General features: G+C 42.6%; 20 protein-coding genes and 1 pseudogene. 15 read left to right on the forward strand and 6 right to left on the reverse strand.

The window, feature by feature from the left end; all coding sequences use genetic code 11:
* Positions 1 to 72: 72 nt before the first annotated feature.
* The 5 genes from MHB46_RS00855 (at position 73) to MHB46_RS00875 (ending at position 6,183) form a co-directional block, all read left to right on the forward strand.
* Entirely contained in the window at positions 73 to 1,080 is a 1,008-nt protein-coding gene (locus MHB46_RS00855) for an ABC transporter substrate-binding protein (RefSeq protein ID WP_341161303.1), read from the forward strand.
* 37 nt (positions 1,081 to 1,117) lie between these two features.
* Complete coding sequence (locus MHB46_RS00860) at positions 1,118 to 2,833, forward strand: ABC transporter ATP-binding protein (protein WP_025720642.1); 1,716 nt, start codon at positions 1,118 to 1,120, stop codon at positions 2,831 to 2,833.
* Between the two features lie 56 nt (positions 2,834 to 2,889).
* Positions 2,890 to 3,852 carry an ABC transporter substrate-binding protein gene (locus MHB46_RS00865; protein WP_341163670.1) on the forward strand — a complete coding sequence of 321 codons (963 nt, stop codon included), beginning with the start codon at positions 2,890 to 2,892 and terminating at the stop codon, positions 3,850 to 3,852.
* A gap of 218 nt (positions 3,853 to 4,070) precedes the next feature.
* Positions 4,071 to 5,135 (forward strand): FecCD family ABC transporter permease, encoded by a 1,065-nt coding sequence (locus MHB46_RS00870; protein WP_190299422.1) that lies wholly within the window; start codon positions 4,071 to 4,073, stop codon positions 5,133 to 5,135.
* A gap of 1 nt (position 5,136) precedes the next feature.
* Entirely contained in the window at positions 5,137 to 6,183 is a 1,047-nt protein-coding gene (locus MHB46_RS00875; protein WP_061828269.1) for a FecCD family ABC transporter permease, read from the forward strand.
* Positions 6,184 to 6,299: 116 nt separating this feature from the next.
* Here the strand turns inward: MHB46_RS00875 and MHB46_RS00880 are convergent, their stop codons facing one another.
* The 3 genes from MHB46_RS00880 to aiiA all read right to left on the reverse strand — a co-directional run bounded on the left by MHB46_RS00880 (position 6,300) and on the right by aiiA (position 8,192).
* Positions 6,300 to 6,467 carry a hypothetical protein gene (locus tag MHB46_RS00880; RefSeq protein WP_007432475.1) on the reverse strand — a complete coding sequence of 56 codons (168 nt, stop codon included), beginning with the start codon at positions 6,465 to 6,467 and terminating at the stop codon, positions 6,300 to 6,302.
* A 765-nt stretch (positions 6,468 to 7,232) separates the two neighbouring features.
* Positions 7,233 to 7,367, reverse strand: a complete 135-nt coding sequence (locus MHB46_RS00885; RefSeq protein ID WP_341161304.1) for a hypothetical protein — start codon at positions 7,365 to 7,367, stop codon at positions 7,233 to 7,235.
* Between the two features lie 69 nt (positions 7,368 to 7,436).
* On the reverse strand, positions 7,437 to 8,192 hold the full coding sequence (gene aiiA, locus MHB46_RS00890) for a quorum-quenching N-acyl homoserine lactonase AiiA (protein WP_341161305.1): 756 nt from the start codon (positions 8,190 to 8,192) through the stop codon (positions 7,437 to 7,439).
* Between the two features lie 200 nt (positions 8,193 to 8,392).
* Here aiiA and MHB46_RS00895 point away from each other — a divergent pair, with 200 nt between their 5' ends.
* From MHB46_RS00895 to MHB46_RS00910, 4 genes are all read left to right on the forward strand, one after another.
* A complete protein-coding gene (locus MHB46_RS00895) occupies positions 8,393 to 8,770 on the forward strand; it encodes a hypothetical protein (RefSeq protein WP_341161306.1) in 378 nt (125 codons plus the stop codon).
* 316 nt (positions 8,771 to 9,086) lie between these two features.
* Positions 9,087 to 10,043 carry a tyrosine-type recombinase/integrase gene (locus MHB46_RS00900; protein WP_165176937.1) on the forward strand — a complete coding sequence of 319 codons (957 nt, stop codon included), beginning with the start codon at positions 9,087 to 9,089 and terminating at the stop codon, positions 10,041 to 10,043.
* Between the two features lie 267 nt (positions 10,044 to 10,310).
* Positions 10,311 to 11,117 (forward strand): HAD-IIB family hydrolase, encoded by an 807-nt coding sequence (locus MHB46_RS00905; protein WP_341161307.1) that lies wholly within the window; start codon positions 10,311 to 10,313, stop codon positions 11,115 to 11,117.
* A 58-nt stretch (positions 11,118 to 11,175) separates the two neighbouring features.
* Positions 11,176 to 12,078 carry an ROK family protein gene (locus tag MHB46_RS00910; RefSeq protein ID WP_341161308.1) on the forward strand — a complete coding sequence of 301 codons (903 nt, stop codon included), beginning with the start codon at positions 11,176 to 11,178 and terminating at the stop codon, positions 12,076 to 12,078.
* Positions 12,079 to 12,280: 202 nt separating this feature from the next.
* Here MHB46_RS00910 and MHB46_RS00915 read toward each other — a convergent pair whose 3' ends face one another.
* Complete coding sequence (locus MHB46_RS00915) at positions 12,281 to 14,242, reverse strand: endonuclease MutS2 (protein WP_341161309.1); 1,962 nt, start codon at positions 14,240 to 14,242, stop codon at positions 12,281 to 12,283.
* Positions 14,243 to 15,008: 766 nt separating this feature from the next.
* On the opposite strand from MHB46_RS00915, the gene MHB46_RS00920 reads away from it, so the two are divergent.
* The 5 genes and pseudogenes from MHB46_RS00920 to MHB46_RS00940 form a co-directional block, all read left to right on the forward strand.
* Entirely contained in the window at positions 15,009 to 15,458 is a 450-nt protein-coding gene (locus MHB46_RS00920) for a hypothetical protein (RefSeq protein WP_341161310.1), read from the forward strand.
* 89 nt (positions 15,459 to 15,547) lie between these two features.
* The gene (locus MHB46_RS00925) at positions 15,548 to 16,222 is read left to right on the forward strand and encodes a response regulator transcription factor (protein WP_254325544.1); all 675 of its coding nucleotides are present in this window, start codon (positions 15,548 to 15,550) and stop codon (positions 16,220 to 16,222) included.
* Positions 16,219 to 17,586, forward strand: a complete 1,368-nt coding sequence (locus MHB46_RS00930) for a sensor histidine kinase (protein WP_341161311.1) — start codon at positions 16,219 to 16,221, stop codon at positions 17,584 to 17,586. Before MHB46_RS00925 ends, MHB46_RS00930 begins: the two co-directional genes overlap by 4 nt.
* 229 nt (positions 17,587 to 17,815) lie before the next feature.
* Positions 17,816 to 18,778, forward strand: coding sequence for an alpha/beta fold hydrolase (locus MHB46_RS00935; protein WP_445667603.1), 963 nt, complete (start codon positions 17,816 to 17,818; stop codon positions 18,776 to 18,778).
* Positions 18,779 to 19,056: 278 nt separating this feature from the next.
* Positions 19,057 to 19,208 (forward strand): annotated as a pseudogene (locus MHB46_RS00940) (ABC transporter ATP-binding protein); the annotation flags it as partial.
* 164 nt (positions 19,209 to 19,372) lie between these two features.
* Here MHB46_RS00940 and MHB46_RS00945 read toward each other — a convergent pair.
* The gene (locus MHB46_RS00945) at positions 19,373 to 20,590 is read right to left on the reverse strand and encodes an MFS transporter (protein ID WP_341163671.1); all 1,218 of its coding nucleotides are present in this window, start codon (positions 20,588 to 20,590) and stop codon (positions 19,373 to 19,375) included.
* Positions 20,591 to 20,976: 386 nt separating this feature from the next.
* Here MHB46_RS00945 and MHB46_RS00950 point away from each other — a divergent pair, with 386 nt between their 5' ends.
* A complete protein-coding gene (locus MHB46_RS00950; RefSeq protein ID WP_165176927.1) occupies positions 20,977 to 22,080 on the forward strand; it encodes a DUF3900 domain-containing protein in 1,104 nt (367 codons plus the stop codon).
* Positions 22,081 to 22,198: 118 nt separating this feature from the next.
* On the opposite strand, the gene MHB46_RS00955 is transcribed toward MHB46_RS00950, so the two are convergent.
* On the reverse strand, positions 22,199 to 23,128 hold the full coding sequence (locus tag MHB46_RS00955; protein ID WP_029517496.1) for an L-lactate dehydrogenase: 930 nt from the start codon (positions 23,126 to 23,128) through the stop codon (positions 22,199 to 22,201).
* Between the last annotated feature and the right edge of the window lie 223 nt (positions 23,129 to 23,351).

The raw sequence follows: 23,351 nt of genomic DNA on the forward strand, positions 1-23,351 counted from the left end.
GAATAACAATTATATGATAATGAGAATCACTATCATATTATGAATTGTATATATCTAAGGAGGACGTATATTGTGCAACAAAGGTACAGATTAAAATGGGAATCCACGCTTTGTCTTGTGGTTCTTTTGATGGTTGTATTGAGTGCATGTGGAAACGCAGCTAGCAACAACCAGACAAACGACAAGACCAGCACTAATGATCCTTCCGGGCAGTCCCAAACGGTTGTTATGCGCGAATATACTGATGCCACTGGCAATAAGATCAGTATCCCTGCAAATCCACAGCGAGTTGTCACGACACAATATTTGGATGCTATGCTGGCCTTGGGAGTTAAGCCTGCAGGTGCTGCTTCCCATTTGTTAGAAGGCGACTATTTAAAAGGTAAGATTGACGGAGTGGCGGATATTGGGAACCCGACAAATGTAGAAAAGGTGCTGGAGTTACAACCGGACCTGATCATCACAACAGAATATACCACGCCCGAAGTGAAGGAGCAGCTAGAGAAAATTGCTCCAACCGTAGTCGTTTCGTTTGGAGAAGGCGATGTATTTGAGCAACTGCGGAATGTCGCAGCCGTGCTGGGTAAGGACAAGGAAGCCGAGCAGTGGATCGCTAGTTTCAACAAAAAGGCTGAGGAAGGTCGAAAGAAGCTGGTTGGAAAATTCAAAAAAGATGAAACGGTTACGATTTATATGGCCTACGATAAGAATGTGTTAAGAGTATACGGAGCGCGGAATGTAGGACATGTTATTTACCGTTCACTGGAATTGAATCCCCCTGAGTACATACGCCAGAAGCTGGCGAAGGACCCGAGATTTAATTATGTTTATGATGTTATTTCAATGGAAAAGTTACCTGAACTATCAGGAGACCGAATTATTATGCTGGTTTATGATGAAGCGAGCAAGGACGGAATGCTTAAGCAAATTGAGCAAAGTGCATTGTGGAGAAATCTCCCGGCTGTTAAAAACCACAAAGTGTATTTCATCAAAGCCGATCCGTGGTTTACGTACTCACCGCTAGCCGTTGACGAATCGCTCGATGAGGCTGTTAAAATGTTTTCCGTTGATCCGAAGTGATCAGTTCAATTGAAATAAGAGAGGAGAAGTCATAACCATGCTTAGACGATTTTTTGAATATTATCGTCCTTACCGGACTTTGTTCATCATTGATTTCTCTTGTGCCTTGCTGGCTGCACTGCTGGAGTTGGCTTTTCCGCTTGCAGTCAACCGGGTGGTCGATGATTTGCTGCCCAGCGGGAACTGGAAATGGATTTTATATGCCTGTCTGGCTCTACTCGGTATTTATGTCATAAGTGCTGCACTGAATTACGTGGTCACCTATTGGGGACACAAGCTGGGCATTAACATCGAATCGGACATGCGTAAAAAGCTGTTTGATCGGGTACAAAAGCAATCGTTTCGGTTTTTTGACAATAACAAAACAGGGCATCTCGTTTCACGTATGACTAATGATCTGATGGATATTGGGGAAATTGCCCACCACGGACCCGAAGATTTGTTCATCGCGTTGATGACACTGGGGGGAGCCTTTGGTATCATGCTCGGTATTAACTGGAAGCTGGCTGTACTGACTTTCATCATTGTACCCCTCATGATTTACTTGTCTCTTTATTTCAGCCGTAAAATGTCTGCTGCATTCCATCGTATGTTTTCTGATATTGCGGATTATAACGCTCGTATTGAAAATAATGTAAGCGGGATTCGTGTTGTTCAAGCGTTCTCCAACGAAGCACATGAAATGGAACGGTTTGCTGAAAATAATGGGCGTTTCCGTAAAACGAAGCTGATCGCGTACCGGATTATGGCCTGGAATTCCTCGATTAGTTTTATACTAATGAAGCTGGTTTCATTGTTTGTACTTGTGTGTGGAACATGGTTTGTTATCGAGGGACAGATGACCTACGGGGAATTTATCGCATTTGTAATGCTGTCTAATGTATTCCTGGGGCCGATTAAACAAATTAATTCTGTCATCGAAACGTATCCGAAAGGGATTGCCGGCTTCCGACGATACCTGGATTTGCTGGAAAGTGAATCGGATGTAGAAGATCTGCCTGGGGCCAAGGCGGTTAGCCATCTTAATGGAGATATTCAATTTGCAGGTGTAACGTTTGGTTACGAAAACAAAGATAAGGTATTACGCAAAGTGGACCTATCTATCCATGCGGGTGAAACCGTAGCACTTGTGGGTCCTTCAGGAGCAGGTAAAACGACACTTTGCAGTTTGTTGCCTCGCTTCTACGATGTCGAGGAAGGCAGCATTACTATTGATGGAATGGATATCCGTGAAATGAAGCTGGAATCGCTGCGATCCATGATTGGTATCGTACAACAGGATGTATTCCTCTTTGATGGAACGATTCGTGAAAATATTGCTTACGGTAAGCTCGATGCTTCGGAAGAAGAAATCTGGGATGCTGCTCGTCGAGCTCAGATTGAAGACCTTGTTCGCTCATATCCGGATGGTCTGGATACAATGATCGGTGAGCGAGGTGTGAAGCTCTCCGGTGGTCAAAAGCAACGTTTGTCTATTGCCCGGATGTTCCTTAAAAATCCGCCAATTCTCATTTTAGATGAAGCAACCTCAGCATTGGATACAGAGACAGAAGCCGCGATTCAGCAAGCGCTGACAGAGCTATCCCAAGGCCGTACGACACTCGTTATCGCGCATCGTCTGGCAACGATCAAAAATGCTGACCGCATTATCGTAGTTGCAGATCAAGGGATTGCCGAGCAAGGCAGACATGAAGAGTTATTGGCAGTAAAAGGGGCATATAGCCGCCTGCACCAAGCTCAATACGGAACGTAAATAGGCCAATATGACACCGTAAATAGAGAGAGGAATGAACAGGTTTGACAAAGAAAATGTGGATTGTAATGATGCTTCTGTCAGTCATTTTAGCTCTTACCGCCTGTGGTGGAAATGTAAAGCAACCTGGTGAAAAGCAGAATCAAACATCTAGCGAACAAAAGTCAGAGGAAATGAAAACAGTCAAAACGATTCATGGAGATATTAAAATACCGGTTCACCCTCAGCGGATTGTAGTAGATATGTACCAGAATGATTTATTAGCACTAGGAATTAAACCTGTGGGAAGTGTTAAATATTATCTGGATAATCCGTTTTCAAAGGATCTTGTACAAGGCATTGCAAGCATTGGAGACCGCGGTAGTGTATCCATTGAAAAAGTATTGGCTCTACAGCCGGATATGATTCTGATTGGTTCCAAAGATGCACATGAATATGAAAAATATAGTAAAGTTGCTCCGACCATAGTCATTCCTTATGGAACGTACAAGAATGTGCATGAGGAACTGACAGCTTTTGGTGAGCTGCTTGGAAAAGAACAGGAAGCCAAAACATGGCTTGCGCAATACGATCAGCAGATGCAGGCCGCACGTGACAAGCTAAAGGGAATTGTTCAGCCTGAAGATACGTTCACCGTAATGGAAGCTTCGGAAAAAGAATACTATGTATATGGTGATAATTTTGGCAGAGGAGGACAGGCGGTATACAGAGGTCTGAATTTGACACCTCCGCCGCTTGTCCAAAAAGAGTTATTAGGTGAGACTCAATGGAAATCGGTGTCAAAAGAAGTCATTAATCAATATGCCGGCTCTTATATCTTTCTGACGGTTAACAAGGATTTGAGAGGTTACGAAGGAGACAGCATATGGAAATCACTGAATGCGGTCCGACAAGGTAAGGTTTTTGAGCTCCAGGAGGATCAATATTGGTACTTCGATCCCATTGCCATTGTAGGACAAGCTGAAGAAATCGCAGACATGATCGTCCAGCGGAATAAAGAGAACGCCACACAGAAGTAATTGCTTCGTTGGCAGCCCTTTGGTATTTATGCCGAAGGGCTTTATTTGTTCACAATAGGGCAGAACATTAGGCATTCCTCGAAATTTGCTATTGATGCCGTTGCCACATTAATTTACAATAGTAAAGATTGCATGATAATAATTCTCATTATCAACATCATCTTCAACACAGTTCGTGATAGCTACATACTATTCAACAGTAAGGGTGAACAATAGTTATGAAATTATCAGAATCATCGGATAGCCCCGCTCAAAGTAATCATAACCAGTCGCCGACTCAATTCCACTCGCGACCATGGGCGGCTTCGCTTATCCTGACAGTTGGGCTTGGACTTTTAGCGTTCGGTATCGCGCTATCTCTATCTTTTGGTGCAGCCTCAATTAGGCTGGAAGAGGTATGGAACGCCGTTTTTCATTTTAAACCCGAGTTGCAAAACCATCAGATTATTTGGGAAATCCGTCTACCTCGGATTCTGGGTGGGGTTTTAATCGGAGTTTGCTTTGCTGTTGCAGGTGCAATTATGCAAGGAATGACCCGAAATCCGCTTGCTGACTCGGGCTTGCTTGGACTGAACTCGGGAGCCAGCTTGGCGATGGCGATTTGCTTTGCCCTTTTTCCTGGCTCTTCCTTTTTACAGTTAATGTTGTATTCCTTTGTTGGTGCAGCTCTGGCTGTTGTGATGGTATATGGTACAAGCTCCATATCCAAATCAGGTCTTACGCCAGTTCGTCTTGTATTGGCAGGTGCAGCTGTCACGGCATTGCTGTCTGCCTTAGGAGATGCGATCAGTTTGTACTTTGATGTTGGACAGGATTTGGCCTTTTGGTATGCCGGAGGGCTTAGTGGAATCAAGTGGGTTCAGCTCGGTATAGTTTTGCCTTGGGTTGTGGCAGCTTTTATCGGTGCTCTCATGTTGTCGCGCTCCATTACGCTACTCAGTTTGGGAGACGAAATTGCGTTGAGCCTTGGTCAGCGAACTGGGGTAGTAAAGGTAGTCGGAATGATTCTTGTTCTGATTTTGGCGGGTGCAGCGGTGTCGTTGGTGGGTTCTATAGGTTTCGTGGGATTGATTATTCCCCATATAACCCGCAAGCTGGTTGGCGTCGATTATCGCTGGATTATTCCATGCTCGGCCATTATGGGAGCTTTACTCATTGTGTTTGCCGATCTGGCAGCCCGTATGATTAACGCACCTGAGGAAACACCGGTGGGCGTACTTATTGCCTTAATTGGGGTTCCGTTCTTCCTTTATCTGGCACGTAAAGAAAGGAGGGCACTGTAAGATGAATAACGTTACGAATGGGGCTATTGCCAAAGCTAGTCATCGTAAAAAAATACATGATTGGATGGTTGTAGTCATTCTGCTCGTATTGCTCATTGCTGCGTTCACCATAAGTGCGAATACGGGAACCATCCGGCTTTCGCCAATGGAGCTATTTAGAACCTTGTTTGGACAAGGGACTCCACAGCAGGAATTAATCCTATTTGAATTCCGATTGCCACGAATGGTTATTTCCCTTCTTATCGGTGCAGGTCTCGCTGTTTCTGGCTGCATCATGCAGGGGGTTTCGCGTAACGGCCTAGCGGACCCTGGTATTCTAGGCATTAATGCAGGCGCCGGGTTGATGGTCATGCTGTTTGTATTGCTTTTTCCATCTATGCAAACTACGAATTCATTGTTTTTACTTCCCGCCCTTGCACTGATTGGATCAGGAGCAGCTGCTATTCTCATCTACGCGCTTTCTTACAAGAAAGGTGAAGGAATTTCTCCGACAAGGCTACTGCTGAGCGGAATTGGCGTAGCGGCGGGTATCAGTGCTGCGATGATCATTATGACTCTTAAGCTGACACCCGAAAGTTACACGTTTGTAGCTAATTGGTTAGCAGGAAGCATCTGGGGCTCAAACTGGAAATTCGTGATGGCTCTGTTGCCTTGGCTGATTGTATTGCTTCCTTTCGCATACTACAAAGCAAATGTGATGAATGTGCTTAATCTGGGAGATCAGACGGCATCGGGGTTGGGTACAGCTATCGAAAAGGAACGTATTCTCCTTCTCGCTGCTGCGGTTGGATTGGCCAGTTCTAGTGTTTCGGTTAGTGGCGGTATCGGCTTTGTCGGTTTGGTGGCTCCACATTTGGCGAGAAAGCTGGTGGGGCCGAAGCATAAAATGCTGCTGGTAACCTGTGCTTTAGTCGGAGCACTCCTGGTACTTGTAGCGGATACGATCACACGATCCTTACCTTTACAGAAAGAAATCCCGACAGGTTTAATTGTAGCCATCATTGGTGCGCCATACTTCTTATACCTGTTGAGTCGCTCCAAAGGGTAACGTCACGAAAGAGTACCACCTGTCAATTAAAGGCTACGCAAACAAATAACCTTCAACACCACTAAGGAAGTGGGGCTGAAGGTTATTTGTTTCATTTAATTTAGCAGCCTTTCATCTCAACGGGAAGTATTCAAGGCATGAGAGGTTTGATGCAGCTCTCTGATCATTTTATGCAACGTGTAATTTTCCTGACGTGTCACGCCGTGTTGATTTTCCTGAACCAGCAACTGATGGATGTTTCGTTTTAGAATTTCACTTCGACGTTCCAGCATTTCGGTACTCATAAATAAATGAACACTCCCTTTGTCATGAATAAACCTACATTTTTGAAATGAGCATAGGCTGAATTTAAGTTTGCCTTTCGACTTCTTTAAGTATATCGTGCTGGATGATCAAGGGAAAACGGAGCGAGACAGCAAATTGCTTTTTCTCATCATCCATGCTGTGTCGACAGCGACTCACCCCATGAGTTCTTAGATATACTTCCTGATGCTAGCGATAACAGGGGATTAGGCGTAATTAACTTCATGTATATAATTGTTTTTTTGATATAAACGGATTAAGTGTATTAGTCCATTTGAAATATTTGTCAGTAAGGAGCGTATTGGATATTGCTCAGGCTGTTCTGAACAAGCAGGGGCTTAATAGCGAGTTAATACAAAGGATCAATTGTGTATTTGCAGAAAATCAATTTGTGCGCTTAAAAGTTAGCTAGGTTCTGAAGATCAGCATTTACATACAGAATTTATAGATGAACCCGACCAGTTAAAGCGAATGTATATGGAATCACTTATCAGTTTGCTAAAAGCTATGGAGGGGAGCAACTAGAACTGCAAAGTTGTATTCAATGCAATCATTTTGGTTTATTCCATATTAGCGAGCTCAGTTAACCAAATTTTGCAGTTCTAAATGTCGGAGTCATTACAACTACCTAATGAAAAGAAAAGAATAAGAGGATATAACATTTTAGAAGTGAGGAGATACAATAATGATTATTTAAAAATCGGATGAAGAAATTGAGATCATGAGGGGATCTGGCCGAATTACGACTATTCTGCCAGTCCGCACCACTTGCCTTTGAGGCCGAACTTTTCAAGTCGTGTGTTGTACGCCGTAGGCGTATACTGGAAGCCATGATCCGAATGAAGCACGGCTCCGGATACGTCTATTTTGTGTGCATTCATAATACCAATTTCTTTATCCCCAGGACCGAAAAGATCCGCAGTGGTGGAGAAATAGCTGCTTTATCATCATTATTTGTATTGTGGATATACCGGCTGAACGGCTACCTGCTCAGGATCATGACCGAAGAACAACAGATTCGGCTTAACCTCCTGCACAATCTGCTGAATGCGGGCGATTGACTGGCGTGCCTGTTCACGGTTAAAGCCGTCAAACGGCACGTCGTTTGCGTAATTCTCCTGCGTGTAGGCAACATCAATCGTCAGCATGACCGGACCCGATTCCTTTGTTGTGACCAGCGCGGACTGATGACCCGGCGAATGACCCGGAGTATAGAACAGTTGCAAACCTGGAACCAGCTCATGATCCCCTTGAAGCAGTTGGTAATTCAAGTCCGCCTGCACGCATTCCGGTGGCGCATATTCCAGATTACCGATCGCAGCGTCTGCTTCGGACTGCTGCACATAAATCGGTGTATTCGGAAAATGCGGATTGCCTCCGGCATGATCCATATGCATATGAGAGATTACAATGGCATGGATATCGTCCGGCTGATAGCCGATCCGATCCAGTACAGCCACGATACTATCATCGGCTGACATATGGGGAATGAAGCGCCCTTCAAACGGTGTACTTTTAAAATAATTTGGATTGTCGATAAACGAATCCGGCATACCGGTATCAATGAGAATCGGACCGTGATCTGTCTCCAGCAGATACGACCAGATTTGCAGGCGCACCAGTTCACCGGGCTGTGCATGATGGTTGAGTGAGGAGCGATCAATATCAAGCTGACCGATCGGTAACCAGTACAATTTGTTAATCATACAATCATCCTCCAATCTTAGTTTACATAATAATTATTATGTAGTTATTAATCAGGGTTTCGGCTGACAGAAAGTGATGTTTGTATTTTCGTTTGTAAGATCCAGGTGCTGGAGCCTCATGCTGTCGTTGTAATCTCACTCTTTCGAAAATTAATTTTTAATAGTTTAAATGATAAGGCATGTAGACGTCCAGCAGAAATTTGCCGTCAGGCAGGCCAGTTCATGCTTTTCCTGTGAACAAGACTGTTTCTACGCTCTGCTCGAAATTTGCCCAGAAGCTGGATCACACGGTCATCATCTCGAAAATCGGTGAAATTCTTGGTGATCCACTGCTGCAAGTGGGTGAAAATTACAATCAGCTAGCAGGCTATCAAATGGAGATGGTGCACGCGCCGAAAGGTGATCCGGATAGCAAGCTGGAAACTGCACATGATATTCATGTTTTGGCCACTATGGCGATTTTGACTGCTACCGATCGAGAGCAGCGCCCCCAGCTTGCGGATGAAGTAGAGAAGTGGTGCCGCATGCAAGACTATTGGCTATTTAGTTTTGTTTTAGATATGAATGAATTACATTAGGTGAACTTTTCTTGAGCGTGTTTTAATTTGTCTACATTGTGGGATCGATCCCCTCTGACCCTATGCCACCCCGTTAAGTGCTTTGAAATGTCTGCTTGAAGGCGATACCGGGCTGGACAAGAGGAAAAACGCTCTATTTGCCCTTGAAAAGCACTAAAAAAACAGCGTATAATATAAATTATACGCTGTTTAGGTTTAAAACGACTTTTAGAATCCCTCCTGCATAAGATGTCGATTGGATTGTCGATAAAAATCAGACGAAAATGATCGTTTTACAGTATATTTCGGAATATGAACTGAATTGGAGGCAAGCGAGATGAAAAAAGAGATGAGACATGTGGAGCTCGATACAACTGAAGAAATTGATGAAATATATACTGAGGAGCTGGAAGCTTTTTTGATCTGGATGAAGGATGCAGGATATACGATACATACGCAAAAAAATTATATGGGGGATGTGAAGCAGTTTTTACGGACGTTGCGTGAAAAACCACTCGATCAGGTGAAGAAGATTCATGTTATGTCGTATTTGTCCAAAGCGCGGGAGGGAGGCGCCGGAGATAGTACGCGGAACCGGAAGCATGCAGCGGTGAATAGTTTTTTTAAAGCGCTACAGGAATTTGAGTTATGCAGCACAAATCCGGCAGCGGGAATTAAAAAAGCAAAGACTGAAAAGAATCGTATGCCCGTCTATCTGGATGAAAAGGATATTCATCCGTTTTTGCTCGCGGTGGAGGGGAAATATGCAAATCGTAATATGGCGATTTTTCTGCTGATGGTCTACATGGGATTGCGGGTGGGGGAGGTTCATTCATTGAATGTCTCGGATTACAGCCGAGAAAGACGTACCTTAGATGTGTTCGGTAAAGGACGTAAGTGGCGTACTCTCCCGGTACCGGAAGCCGTGTGTGATTTTGTAGAGCATGCTTTGGAGGAAAGATTGACGCCGTGGAGAGGTAAAGAGGATGCGATGTTCGTATCCCAAAAAGGCCGCCGTCTGGCAGTGCGCACCATTCAACAGATCGCTACAGAAACGTTCGAACGATTCCAGCAAGATAAGAGTATGGAACGCCGGGAGGCTTATTCCAGCCATAAGCTAAGACATACCTTTGCGACGATGCTATTACGTAAGGGAGCAGATCTGCGTACCGTGCAGGAGCTACTGGGGCATTCATCCATTCAGACAACCACAGTATATACACATGTCACTGATCGGGAAAAAGAAAAAGCAATGGATAAACTGGATATTCAGATACCAATAACAGGATTGTGAGTATAGCATGAAAGTTGAGATTAAATAAAAATGAGTTTACATAATAATTATTATGTAAACTTTTAATGAGGAGTCATATCTCGACTCGCAAATAGAATCAACGACTTTGTCTCATCAATATTGTGAACGTTGTAAACTTGTGAGAGAACCCCACATTAGAACTTGACCTGGAACGCGTTTCATAAGCTAGGTTAAATGTATAAGCTTTTAATCCACTCTTGTTAGAAATTAAACTCAGATTCTAGTGTATATTGGGGGATTTTATATATGTTTAAACTGGTGGTAAGTGATCTGGATGGTACTTTTCTGAATAATAGTGGCACTTTCGATGTCGAATTATTTAATCAGGTGTATGGAGAAATGCAAGAAAATAATATTTCTTTTGTAGCCTGTACAGGTAAACAATGTGAACGAGTAGAAGAATTGTTTGGCGAGCACGGAAAAGGGATCTGGATCTTAGGGGACAGTGCTACGCGGATTAAAAAGGATGGAGTCGTCGTCAAAGAGTTTACGATTGAACACAATCTAGCATTACAAGCGATAAGAGATATCGAAAGTTTTTCCAATGATTTTATTATCATAGCATGTACAACGGAAGCAGCATTTGTTCATTCTCATATTCAAGACGAATACTATAAAATTGTGAAAGGCTCGTATAAAGAAGTGGTTAAGATTGATTCATTTGATAAAATCAACAGTAGCTTTCTTAAAATAACTGTATATGATCCAGCTGGAAGAAGTCCCTTATTAAGAAAACATGTTGAAAAGACTCTAATGGATCAAATTTATATTGTTGATTCTGAAGCAAATTGGCTGGATATTACAGCACTTCATACCCATAAAGGGGAAACGGTAAGAAAACTCCAAGAGATATTAGGGATTACTGAGGATGAGACCCTTTCTTTTGGAGATGGTGAAAATGATGTGGAACTTATGATTATAGCAAAATATAGTTTTGCTATGAAAAACGCATGTGAGAACACTAAAAATGCAGCCAGTTTTATCACTAAATCCAACGAAGAAAACGGTGTCTTATTAACGATAAAAAAAATGATGGATTTACAAAAGCAATAATGTTAATTATCGTTATTGAGAAGACACCAAATTGCATCATGAAAGGACTATACGTAGCATGAAAAATAAAATACTGGTTTTTGATATTGGTGGCTCTTTTATTAAATTTAGTTTGTATTTTCAAGGTGAGTTTATGTGTAAGGGGAAAGTTAAAACTCCATTGGACTCACTTGAGAATCTACTTGTAGCTTTGAAGCAAATTCATAATCAGTTTATAGATGAATGTGAAGGTATAGCTGTCAGCATGCCAGGTATTGTGGATTCGGAAAGCGGTCACATGGTGCATGGCGGTTCATTAAGATATATAAATGATATAAATATGATCGAAGTTTTTAAGAAAGCGTTTCATTTACCCGTAGCAATTGAAAATGATGGAAAATGCGCTGCTCTGGGAGAAGCATGGTGTGGTTCATTACAGGGAATCGCTGATGGTGTTGTTCTGGTAGTTGGAACCGGAATGGGCGGTGGAATCATCTCTCAAGGTAAATTGCTGAAAGGCCATCATTTATCGGCTGGGGAATTCTCCTTCATCAGAACTAACAATGAGTATACAGACAATGTTGATTATTTGCTTGGTATGCAAGGGAGTAGTTCTGTATTATCTAAAACTGTTGCCAAAGCTAAAGGGCTTCCTGCAGATTCTATAACAGGTGAAAAAGTATTCAAGCTCATTGAAGAAGGAGATCACACGGTCCAAGCGATTTTTCAAGAATACTGTAGGAACATCGCAACACAAATTATTAATTTGCAAACGATTCTTGATCCTGAAAAGTTTGTAATTGGGGGAGGCATATCTGCAAATCCTTTACTGGTTATTACTATTAAAGAAGAACTAGAGAAACTTTATCTAGATTCGATCTTAAATTTTGTGCGTGCAGATATTGAGCAAAGTAAATTAGGCAATGAAGCGAATTTGCTAGGTGCTATATATAACTACAAACAAACCTATCATCTTGAATGATAACAAAAGTTATATTTCGATGTCTGATTTATCTTGTCCTGTCTAATAGGGAAGCATAAAGTTTACATAATATATATTATGTTTTTAGTGTGGTGAAATCTGCAAGTGAATCACTCTTATCAAGTGTCCACTTGCAGATTCAAGTTTCACTGACAATATAAAAATAACTTATTTTTTTTATATTGAGAATATACGCATGCGTCTATATTTCATTTTCCGGGGGAGATTCAATCATCACTCCTTCGACATGCTTGCGTCCCAGCAGTTTTCGTTTTTTGCGGTTTTCCTTGGTTTCTAAAACAATATCCAGATCATAGTCGTCAGGATACAATTCAGTAGCAGCGATGTGAAGGACGAGCCTCTTTTTGTTAATGCTCAGCTTCTGTCCTTGGATCAATATCCCGACATTACCCCGTTCATCCTCGGTTTTGTATACAATTCCAGTTCGATCCAGGTAGCCTACATAAACACTATCGCCAAGGGCAAATGGTTTGGTTTTGAGAGGAATTTCTTGTTTGCGCCGTTTTGTGACTGTCTCGTCTAAAGCCGCTTTTTTAGGGAGAGGCTTATTTGCATCATCAGATTTTTCATCATCTACAAAAGGGGGAATAACAAACGATTCCTGTGTATTCCGAGACGCTCTGCCTGCAGAAATGGCCTCAGAACGCTCGATAATACGTGTCCACATGCCCAGCTTCAAGGCAATTGCATATGCATAGCTTTCTCCAGCCTCACCAATTCGAAGTCGGTACAAAGGTTGTAGTGTTTCGGTATCAAACTCCATACGAGCATTCTGAAATCCCGGTGTGTTTTCAGCAAAATGCTTGATTTCGCTAAAGTGTGTTGTAGCCACAACTGTCGCTCGGCGACGATGGAATTCTTCTAGCAACGCGATAGAGAGGCCTACTCCTTCTCCCGGATCGGTGCCGGATGCCATTTCATCAATCAGAATCAGAGTAGAGTTGCCTGTTGTTTCTAAAATGCTAATCATGTTGCGGATGTGTGCAGAAAAGGTGCTCAAAGCATGTTCAATACTTTGTCCATCCCCAATGTCTACCACAATTTCCTCGAATACAGCCATTCGGCTGCCATGCAAAACAGGTACCAGTAGCCCAGATTGCACCATTAGTGTTAATAGACCGACGCTTTTAAGTGCCATCGTTTTTCCGCCTGTGTTCGGTCCGGTGATGATGAGTGAGGAATATCCTTCACCAATTGAGAAATCAAGCGGCACCATCGTATTGGACATCAACGGGTGACGTGCACCTTGGATGTCTATAATCCCGTCAAGGTTAAGTTCGACAGGGACAGCATCCAGAGTCATGGCGTATTTGGCTTTTGCCAATAAAAAATCCAGTACACCTACAGTCTCTGTATTGATGCTTAGTTCCCGGTTGTATGACTCAGCCATTGCCGTCAGGTCTCCCAGCACTTTCATTTCTTCTTTAGATTCTTCTGCCATGTTTGCGCTCTGATCGAATTGCAGATTCGTGATTTCGGCAGGTTCAACGTAAACCGTCTGACCACTTCCCGATTCATCCAGTACATTGCCTTTCACTTGTTTACGGAATTCTTTTTTGATTGGAAGCACGTAACGGCCATTGCGCTGACTAATCATATTTTCCTGCATAATGGATCGGTGGCGGCTGGTGAGAGAGTCAAGTTTTCTCTTGATACGTTCTTCAGTAACCGCAATTTTTTTGCGAATTTTAGCTAGTTCTTTACTGGCGATATCCGTCACACGTCCCGAATGAATACATCTTTCGATTTCGGATAGAAGCGGCTCCATGCTATACATGGAAGATGCATAAGCGCTGACGGTTGGAGCAGCGTCCGCCTTGGAATGCATATATTTTATGAGTTGAATGCAGCTTCGAATGAATTGAGCCATATGAGAAAAATCACGCTCGCTGAACATATACCCGGTTCCGAGCAGTTGAAGAATATGCTCCATTCCTTCCAACGAAGGAACAGGGACGCTTGCTCCGTGGCGAATGATCTGTAACGCTTCGTTGGTTTCGTCAAGACGAATCTTAATGGTACGGATATCAGTAATTGGGCACATAGAAGCAGCGTGATGCTTACCTAGGTAAGAAAAAGCACATTCGGAAACTCTTGTTTTAATTTGATCATATTCCAAACGCAGCATTGTAGTTTCGTTCATGAATAAATCTCTCCTTTAGTTGTGTAGTGTCAGGATTTTGGAAAACTTGCTATTAAAATAAAAAAGGGCGGAGAATGAACAAAACGTTCATTCTCCGCCCTTAAGGAAAGAGGGAATTTATCAACAAATAAGCCTGTTATACAGTTTTTGTAGTTCCGAGTTCCGTGTTTCCAATTCATTTACGCAACAGCTCTTTGCTAAGCTATTTGGATCGAATGGAAACGTTAAAAGGGAAGTTACAAAATCTGAAAACAAAAAACCGCGCTGAACACAGCACGGAATAAGGCCTGGATGAAGATAATCCCGAAGGCGATTTATGATATCCGCATGTTCTTAACTAATATCAGGATAACAACACAGCAACAAACAAACCTGTACCCGAAGGGTTCAAGCGCCTGGTGTTACTCCCTGAATATGCAATTGCTTAGTTAAGAACGTTCACCGACATCAAAATCTCTCCCTTAATTGAAGATATAACCATACTATACGATTGGACAGGCGTTGAAGTCAAGGCCGACTTCTTTAATTCGATGCAATGGGGATGAGATTTACATAATATATATTATGTATACTTAATATCAAAATTCTCCGTCTAATTTAATGATTACTATAACCAGATAGCCGATTCGAATCTTATAAATGATGAAAATGATCTCACTCAAGCGCCATTGAAACATGAGCATATTTATCATATACCCGAACAGTGGGGAAGCGGTGTGCATCGTACACATTTTTTACGTAAAGGCTTCAGCTTTCACACAGTAAAATGCTATTTCATGATCCAGTCCAGATTACAAGAAGGTTCGGTACGCCTTATTTAGAGCTAGCGCTGAACATCGACTATTCAGCCGTTTGGTCCGTGGATGGCTTTCATTCAGAGCGTGAACATGGAAGACATGTACAGTTCATTTACATGAATGATGTGAAGATCCACGCGGAGATGCCAGCAAGAAAGGCGATGAATCACATGGAGCTGCGCTTTAACCCTTTGCTATGGGGAGAATTGCTACAGGAATTGGATATACGTCTGGAGCAATCTTTTGCTTGTATGGAGGCGTTGATTACTCCTGACACGCGAGCTATTGCTCAGGAATTGTCATCTCAACAGATGGTACATGTTAATGAACAAAAGCTTAAAAATGGCTTTAAAGAGCTATTCGGCACGACGGTATTTGGCTTTGTTCGCCAGCAGAGACCGGGAGGAATAACACTGTAAAATTATAGGAAGAATAGGAGTAATTCAATTTTATTTATAGTATAATGGTTACTTCAATATGGAATGGAAAACAGGGAAAGAGGAAACGGATGCCTACTATACTGGTTGCTGACGACGATGCGAACATTCGCGAACTCGTCTGTTTATTTCTACGCAACGACGGATTCGCAACAGCCGAAGCCGCAGACGGCAAGGAAGCACTGACTGTCTACGCTACAACGCATGTCGATCTTGTCGTGCTCGATATTATGATGCCGATAATGGATGGTTGGACGTTATGCAAGGAGCTCAGAAGAGCCAATCCTGATCTTCCCTTACTTATGCTGACTGCGAGAGGCGAAACATGGGAGAAAGTGAAAGGTTTCGAACTTGGAACAGATGATTATTTGACGAAACCGTTTGATCCACTGGAATTGACAGTTCGGGTCAGAGCACTGCTGAAACGCTATCGGATTGGCACCACGCAGACGATCCAGTTCGGCAACGTCATCCTTGATCGGCAGACCTATAAGGTGATGAGAGGGACGGAGTCGCTGACGTTGCCGCTCAAGGAGTTCGAATTGCTGTATAAGCTCGCTGGAACACCTGGACAAGTGTATACGCGCGAGCAGTTGATCGATCAAATTTGGGGGATCGATTATACTGGAGATGATCGAACGATAGACGTACATATTAAACGCCTGCGCGAACGGTTCGCGACTACACCCGATTTTCGTATCGAGACGGTGCGTGGGCTTGGCTACCGGCTTGAGGTTTACGAATGATCAGATCCTTATATACACGTGTTGTCCTGACATTTCTGGTCTCCGTCCTCGCGGGCACGATCATTGCTTTTTTTGTAACATTTTGGGTGTTTGAAGAGAATTTGAACGAAAATTTGCAAACCACCTTATTTAACTTTGGTCAGGACATTGTCCGGGTTTACGAAACCATTCCGTTACGTGAAGCGGACTTATTCGTAAGTGGAATGAAACAACTCGATTCCTATTATATTCGAATTTTTGATGAAACGGGGCAGTTCCAGTCTTACGGAATGCTTAACGGACAAAAACCTGTTACTGTGACGATGGATCAAGTAAGGAAAGTATTGGATGGAGAAGTTGTTCAAGTTAATCCGAGTAGTGTTTCAATGAACCTCTTGGGACTGAGGTTGAAAACGGAAATGGGAATGAAAGCGATGTTTGTGGAGCCGCTTATGTATCCTTCCGCCTCTTTTGCCCAAAAATGGTTATTTACTTTTTTGACCTATTCGTTGGTAACAGGAAGCCTATTGATTTTGGTTGCCTCTATATTCCTAGTTAGACCGATCAAAAAGCTGACAAAAGCGACCAGACGTATAGCAATTGGAGATTTCAACGTCAAGCTGAATATTAAGCAAAAGGGTGAGCTAGGTACTTTGGCTCGCAGCTTTGAAGAAATGATGCATGATCTACAGCAACTTGAGCAGATGCGTAGGGAGTTCGTCACGAATGTGTCGCATGAAGTTCAGTCGCCGCTCACCTCGATATCCGGTTATGCTATAGCACTCAAGCAAGTAGACATAGCAGATAACGAGCGAAGCCGTTATCTCGATATCATCATCTCGGAAGCAGATCGGATGTCCAAGATGAGCGATAGCCTGCTAAAGCTGAGTTTACTTGAATCGCAGTCACAGCAGATGCGGCTGGTCACGTTCAGCCTTGATGAACAGATCAGACGAGTCATCGTCGCGATCCAGCCGCAATGGTCGGCTCGCAACATCCGTTTCGAGCTCAATTTGAAGACCGTTCGCCTATTGGCGGATCAAGATCAATTAAACCAGGTATGGACGAACATACTCGGTAATAGCATCAAATTTTCCAAGGATGGCAGCGTTATTAACGTCAGCATCAAGCAAGATATCAAAAGCGTAACAGTCCGAATATCCGATACGGGCATTGGTATTTCCCTTGAGGACCAGAAGCGTATATTCGAGCGGTTTTTTAAAGCTGATCGTTCCCACAGTCGTAAATATGGCGGTAGCGGTATGGGACTCGCCATCGTTAAACAGATCGTATCGCTTCATCAAGGCGACATTCGAGTGGAAAGTGAACCCGGCCAAGGAACGACCGTCATTGTCACCTTGCCAATCACAACGCCACCAGATTAGTTAGATTCATAGGGTATCATTCGGATTATCTAAACCGCATTTTCCATGATACAGCATTATGTGCAGCTTCCTTGGACAACGTAGCATTTTTTTGCTTGTTCATACTCCGTTCATATTGTCGTCATAGGGAGTACATCTTCTTTCGTTAAGCTTTCATTAGCGGCTCGTTAAGGTAGCCCAACAAACAGAATGGGGACAGGAGAAGTTGAGCGTGAAACGAAGAGAGGTAATGAAAATGAGGAATGGAACGAGAACAAATAAAGTACGAAGCATTTTGCTTAAAATAATAGGAACAATAGTTATAGCAATCGTGCTTTTTCTAGCCGTTGTCTATACAGTTAATATTATCAGCAGCAAATCGGAGCAAGGAAAAATACAATCCTATGGTCAGTTCGTAACTGTAGATGGGAAAAAAATGAATGTTTTGATTCAAGGAAAAGGCGAAGAGACCGTCGTGTTACTACCAGGTTATGGAACAGCAGCACCAGCACTTGATTTTAAGCCGCTAGTAGAAGAGCTATCTCCATTTTACAAAGTCGTCGTTATTGAGCCTTTTGGTTATGGATTAAGTGATCTAACCGAAAAGGAACGAAACACAGAGAATATTGTAAGTGAAATTCATGAAGCTTTACAGAGTCTTAAAATTGATCGATATATTTTAATGGGTCATTCCATTGCAGGCATTTACGGACTGGATTATGTGAACAAATATGAAAATGAAGTGAGTGCTTTTGTCGGGATTGATAGCAGTGTTCCAACGCAAGGTGGTATGGATGCTGAATTACCAATAAAAACGTTTAAATTTCTCAAAAAATCAGGTTTAGCCAGATTGGTAATGAAACTAACTGGTGACCCATATGCTGGACTACCCTATGATGATGAAACAAAAGAACAAATGAGAATTCTTTCTCTCAAAAACATGTATAATTCCAGCACCTCAAACGAAATGGAAAATATTTATCCTAATTTTAAAGCAGCTAGAAATTTAACATTCCCAAAAAATCTGCCCCTTATTTTCTTTATACAAGCGAATAATACAGATGTGGAAAGATGGATACCACTACATGAAGAGCAAGTCAAAGATTCTGTTCATGGAAAAGTAATGACACTTGAAGGAGAACATTATTTACACCATACCAAATCAAAGGAAATCGCTGAAAACTTCAGGAGCTTTATGAAAGAAATAAAATAAGTGCACTGAAAAAGGCACCTTCACTATTTTCTACAAATGTATAAGTGATATAAAAAAACGTCCTTTGGTCATATCCCTGTCAAGTAGACAGATGAAAAAGCTATGCAGCCAGCGAGTGCCGTACTGAATCGGTGCGCGCTGTTTGAGTTAAGACTGAAATCACTCGTAGTTATAAAAGTAGAGACAACAACAGGCAGGGGCATCGCCTAACGATAATTTTCGTCTTTTTCTTGTTCACAAACCCCCTATTTCTTTTAATTTTCAATTAAATCATACAAGCTGCTTTGTTGGTATTGCTTACTTCACGTATCCAGCGACGGCTGGACGTCAATCATATGCTGCCAAAATCAATGCTGCGAATCGCCTACAGGAGTATTTAAATGGTATTCGGGTAATTAAAGCCTACCAACTAATCGGAGAGCATTTTGTTGTAGGGCCTTCGGGTAGCGGAAAAAGTACGGCCTGTATGCACGATTGTGGAAAAGACAGCATGAAGGAAGAGAGTCATAATCTGTATGAAATCATGATACAAACATTAAGAAACCGCCCCCGGAGGATGCCATATCATATCTCCAGGGGCGGTTTCTTGTGCTGTTATTTAGAATCATCGGCTATGACAGCTTGTACGGGCTGCCTGTCACGAAGCAATGGTAACAATAGCATCGCTCCGACCAAAAATAAGCCGGCGCTCACGGTATATACGGTGTTCAGGGAGGATTCGTGTTTGAGTGTTCCGCCGATACTCATACCGACGACCATCATCCCGGAGAACAGGGGAGAGAGGGCACCACCGACGCGGCCGATAAAAGCAGCTTCGGCATTTTTCATCATCATCGTGTTGATACCGATATGAATGCAAGGATAAAATAAGCCGCTGAAAACTTGTAGTGCCATTGTCAGCACAATATTGTGCGACCATCCGACTCCAAAGGTTGTCAGTGTGCTGACCAAAAGTCCGGCCACCAGCAGCAATTGCGGCTGTACTTTTTTGGCAACCCCCATAATCAGGCCACCTCCCACCAGCATAGCCGCTCCGTTCGCCATTAATGGCCATTGCAGGAATTCCTTGTTTTGTCCAAGGTTCTCGATGGCGACAAAAACCATTAATGGTTGAATAAGTCCAACCGCAAGCCCAATTACGGTAAATGTTCCCCCAAGCGTGCGAAGTGTGCGGTTATTCCATACATAACGTATTCCTTCTTTAAGCTCTTGAATGAAATGAGTGGGTTGATCATCTATCTCAAGTGCTTGTTCATCTTGTGGAATACGAGTCAGGACAAGCGCCGAGATGAGAAACAATATTCCGGTTATAGACATTGAAATGAAAATTCCAAAGTGTTGATAAATAAATGTACCGATAACAGGGCCTATAACCATAAATAATGCCATGAGAGATTGAAAAAGGGCCATCACTCCCTGAAGCTGGTCTGGTGCTACATGCTGCTTAAATATCTTCATTGCAGACGGCTGAGAAAATTGAGATAGAATGGCCGAAAAGAAAGTAGACAGCAAAAGTACTTGCCATGACCCGTACCATAATGCCAACAAGACAATAAAAATAGAGGCCGCGGATAGCAAATCGCAACTAATCATAGTCCGTTTGGGCCGCCAACGGTCCGCAAATGTTCCTCCAATGATAGCGAACAGAAAAATAGGCATGAATTCAGCAACCGAAATGAGCGATACGTAGACGGGATCATTATGAGTCAAATCTGTTACATACAACAGTATGGCAAAGTTGCGCACCCAAATGCCCAAATTTAGCAGCGCATTGGAGGCGATAATGGTCCTTATATATGGATTTTTAAACAACAACAAACTCTCCTTTCCTGTTTTCAAGGCGCGAACCCCTTGCAATATCTTTTTATATAAACAAAATTTATTTTTGTCTATATAATAATAGATAATATAATAAATTAACTATTGTTTAGTCAAATGTTTTTTGAAACCAAGAAGAAAGTAGAGCATGGAAATAAAGAGGCCAATGATCCTTAAGGACGTGAATTAGAATAGTGATAAAAGTACTCACTTTAAACTTGGGAGTTGGTAATAATATCTAATCAAAAAATATTAACATAATATATATTATGTTAACTGAATTGCTTATCTAATAATAGGGCTCTGAATCCGATGTACCTTTTAAAATCATAGTGATATAATTACGCGTACATGCCTGAAAAGGAGCGAATGGAACATAAATGAACTTTCAAGTGGATTTTTTATCTTTTTTTGTAATTCAGGTAGATGGAAAAGAAGGACAGGGTGGTAAGTCCTATAAGCATTACGCTACAATGGACGACTACGATTATGACGAAAGCGATGTTAAAAAATTTCTGGACGGGGAATTTACTCGTATTAGCAAACGGAAGGTTGAAAAAAATCCCAGCACAGAGCAGGCACCGACCAAAATCGGCCGCTTTATCGTCGAACCGGAGCATGAATTGAGCAGTAATCCGAATTTCAATATGTTCGCCCGACTGCGGGCAGCAGAGGATAAGGAAGATTTTAAAAATGCTTGTGACGATCTGGTGCGGATGTATCTGGACACAAGCGCAGTACGCGGCGGAGCGCTGATCATTGTACAGGCTACCTTGAATACACACTCGGATGATCCGTTTATTTTTGTGCTTAAATGTGATTTTGAACCTAAAATTGCCAGAATTACTGAAAGCAGTTTGGTGAGTGAGGTCGAAATGGCTATTTCTGCCCGTAATATGAAATCCATCATGTATCCTTACATGCTTGAGGAGGGGATGAACGATGAGTGGGAGCTTAAAATTCACCAGTCTTCGCATGCCCGGTATTTTGAAGATTTTTTGAAATTTGTGACCTATGAGCAATCCATGCCCGAAATTGTCAATGAGCATGTCATGGGCTTCGTTCAGAACTATGTAGAAACCAAATGGCCGGATGCATCTAATGAGGAAAGACAGCAGGAAGAGCGTGATCTGGAATTGTGGGCGGCTAGCGAAAAACGGGATTTGCAAGGGAAATGGGAACCCCTTCAGGTCGTAGAGGCTGCACAGCATATTGTCGAGCTGAAACCAGAAATTGAAGTTCGTTTTAAACTAGATGATACGGCCGTGCGTGGGCTACTGTCCGACTTTGGCGCCAAGCTGCATATCACGAAACTTCATGATAGATATGCACTTATTATTGAAGGCGATGCATTTACGTTTGAAAAGGGATTTTCACCGATTGAGCTGCTCCAACCTGAATCGTTTGAAACGGTGGCTGAGCGGCTAAAAGAGAAACGCCAGCATGAAAATGAGGATGTGGATGGCGATACGCCACCTTGGTAATTCGAATGCAAAGCAAGACGACAAATTGAACTTTTACATTATAATGACTAAAAAACTGGCCTCTCAACGGATATTACCGCTGTGGAGGCCAGTTTTGTTTAGCTTTTATGTTCCTGATCTACATATGAACTTTGCTAATTTGATCTTTCAGCTTGTCCGCAGATTGAAGCAACCTGGCACGTTCCTCGTCATTGAGCGGAAGATCCAAAATTTCACGTACCCCATTGTGATCTACGATACTTGGAACACCTAAATATACGTCAGATACTCCGTTATAATCTTCCAGCAAGGTGGACACATTAAGTACCGACCCCTCGTCACCGAGAATGGCGGCTACGATTCGGTCGAGAGCCAGCCCTATAGCATAAGAAGTTGCGCCTTTAGCATCTATAATTTCATAGGCAGCATTCTTGGTATTTTCAAAAATTTCATTTTTCGTTTCTTCACCCAGTTCAAGCGGAGTTCCAGCTACGTTGGCTGTGCTCCATACAGGTAACTCGGAGTCACCGTGTTCTCCAATAATGTGGGCGTGGATGCTTCGTGGATCGATGCCCTTTTGCTTCCCGATCAAATAGCGGAAGCGTGCGCTGTCCAGCAACGTTCCTGATCCAATGACTCTGCTTGAAGGCCAACCACTGCGTTTCCAAGAGATGTAGGAGAGAATGTCCACTGGATTGGTTGCGATCAGCAAAATGCCATGTGTATTGACCTTGACGATATTATCAATAATACTTTCAAAAATTTCGGCATTACGCTTGAGAAGATCAATACGTGTTTCTCCCGGCTTTTGTGAAGCTCCCGCTGCAACAATGATGATATCTGCATTACGGCAGTCTTCATAATCACCCGCCCATACTTTGACACCGCCGAGAAAAGGAAGCCCATGATTCATATCGAGCATTTCCCCCTTCGCCTTTTTGACGTTGACATCAATAAAGACAAGTTCTTGCATGCGTTGGCGCAGCAGCAGGGTGTAGCCGGTTGTTGTGCCAACCGCTCCCATGCCGACAATAGCCACTCTACTTCGTTTGTAAGGTTTTAAGCTCATAAAATCCTCATCTCCTTCTCGGGTTGTATACCTTTTCATTTTGGGATATTACTTAAAAATTTATCTTTCCAACTCAGTGTACCCTATATACTAACCCACCGCAAAGAAATATGACATTTTTCCTTGACTTCAAAGGCGAGCTCGCTAATAATTAATCGAATGATAAGAACATGCACTAAAGCGTTGCAGCACCGATATTGACGCATGAAATTATGGAAAGAGG

The organism is Paenibacillus sp. FSL H7-0703 (genome assembly GCF_038003485.1).
GTDB classification, from domain to species: Bacteria; Bacillota; Bacilli; order Paenibacillales; family Paenibacillaceae; genus Paenibacillus; species Paenibacillus polymyxa_B.

Excerpts from the sequence above, each read along its gene's own strand:
- MHB46_RS00860 (WP_025720642.1), top strand. The coding sequence starts at position 1,118 with ATGCTTAGACGATTTTTTGAATATTATCGTCCTTACCGGACTTTGTTC.
- MHB46_RS00865 (WP_341163670.1), top strand. The coding sequence starts at position 2,890 with ATGTGGATTGTAATGATGCTTCTGTCAGTCATTTTAGCTCTTACCGCC.
- MHB46_RS00870 (WP_190299422.1), top strand. The coding sequence starts at position 4,071 with ATGAAATTATCAGAATCATCGGATAGCCCCGCTCAAAGTAATCATAAC.
- MHB46_RS00875 (WP_061828269.1), top strand. The coding sequence starts at position 5,137 with ATGAATAACGTTACGAATGGGGCTATTGCCAAAGCTAGTCATCGTAAA.
- MHB46_RS00880 (WP_007432475.1), bottom strand. The coding sequence starts at position 6,467 with ATGAGTACCGAAATGCTGGAACGTCGAAGTGAAATTCTAAAACGAAAC.
- MHB46_RS00885 (WP_341161304.1), bottom strand. The coding sequence starts at position 7,367 with ATGAATGCACACAAAATAGACGTATCCGGAGCCGTGCTTCATTCGGAT.
- aiiA (WP_341161305.1), bottom strand. The coding sequence starts at position 8,192 with ATGATTAACAAATTGTACTGGTTACCGATCGGTCAGCTTGATATTGAT.
- MHB46_RS00900 (WP_165176937.1), top strand. The coding sequence starts at position 9,087 with ATGAAAAAAGAGATGAGACATGTGGAGCTCGATACAACTGAAGAAATT.
- MHB46_RS00905 (WP_341161307.1), top strand. The coding sequence starts at position 10,311 with ATGTTTAAACTGGTGGTAAGTGATCTGGATGGTACTTTTCTGAATAAT.
- MHB46_RS00910 (WP_341161308.1), top strand. The coding sequence starts at position 11,176 with ATGAAAAATAAAATACTGGTTTTTGATATTGGTGGCTCTTTTATTAAA.
- MHB46_RS00915 (WP_341161309.1), bottom strand. The coding sequence starts at position 14,242 with ATGAACGAAACTACAATGCTGCGTTTGGAATATGATCAAATTAAAACA.
- MHB46_RS00920 (WP_341161310.1), top strand. The coding sequence starts at position 15,009 with ATGCTATTTCATGATCCAGTCCAGATTACAAGAAGGTTCGGTACGCCT.
- MHB46_RS00925 (WP_254325544.1), top strand. The coding sequence starts at position 15,548 with ATGCCTACTATACTGGTTGCTGACGACGATGCGAACATTCGCGAACTC.
- MHB46_RS00930 (WP_341161311.1), top strand. The coding sequence starts at position 16,219 with ATGATCAGATCCTTATATACACGTGTTGTCCTGACATTTCTGGTCTCC.
- MHB46_RS00935 (WP_445667603.1), top strand. The coding sequence starts at position 17,816 with ATGAAAATGAGGAATGGAACGAGAACAAATAAAGTACGAAGCATTTTG.
- MHB46_RS00950 (WP_165176927.1), top strand. The coding sequence starts at position 20,977 with ATGAACTTTCAAGTGGATTTTTTATCTTTTTTTGTAATTCAGGTAGAT.
- MHB46_RS00955 (WP_029517496.1), bottom strand. The coding sequence starts at position 23,128 with ATGAGCTTAAAACCTTACAAACGAAGTAGAGTGGCTATTGTCGGCATG.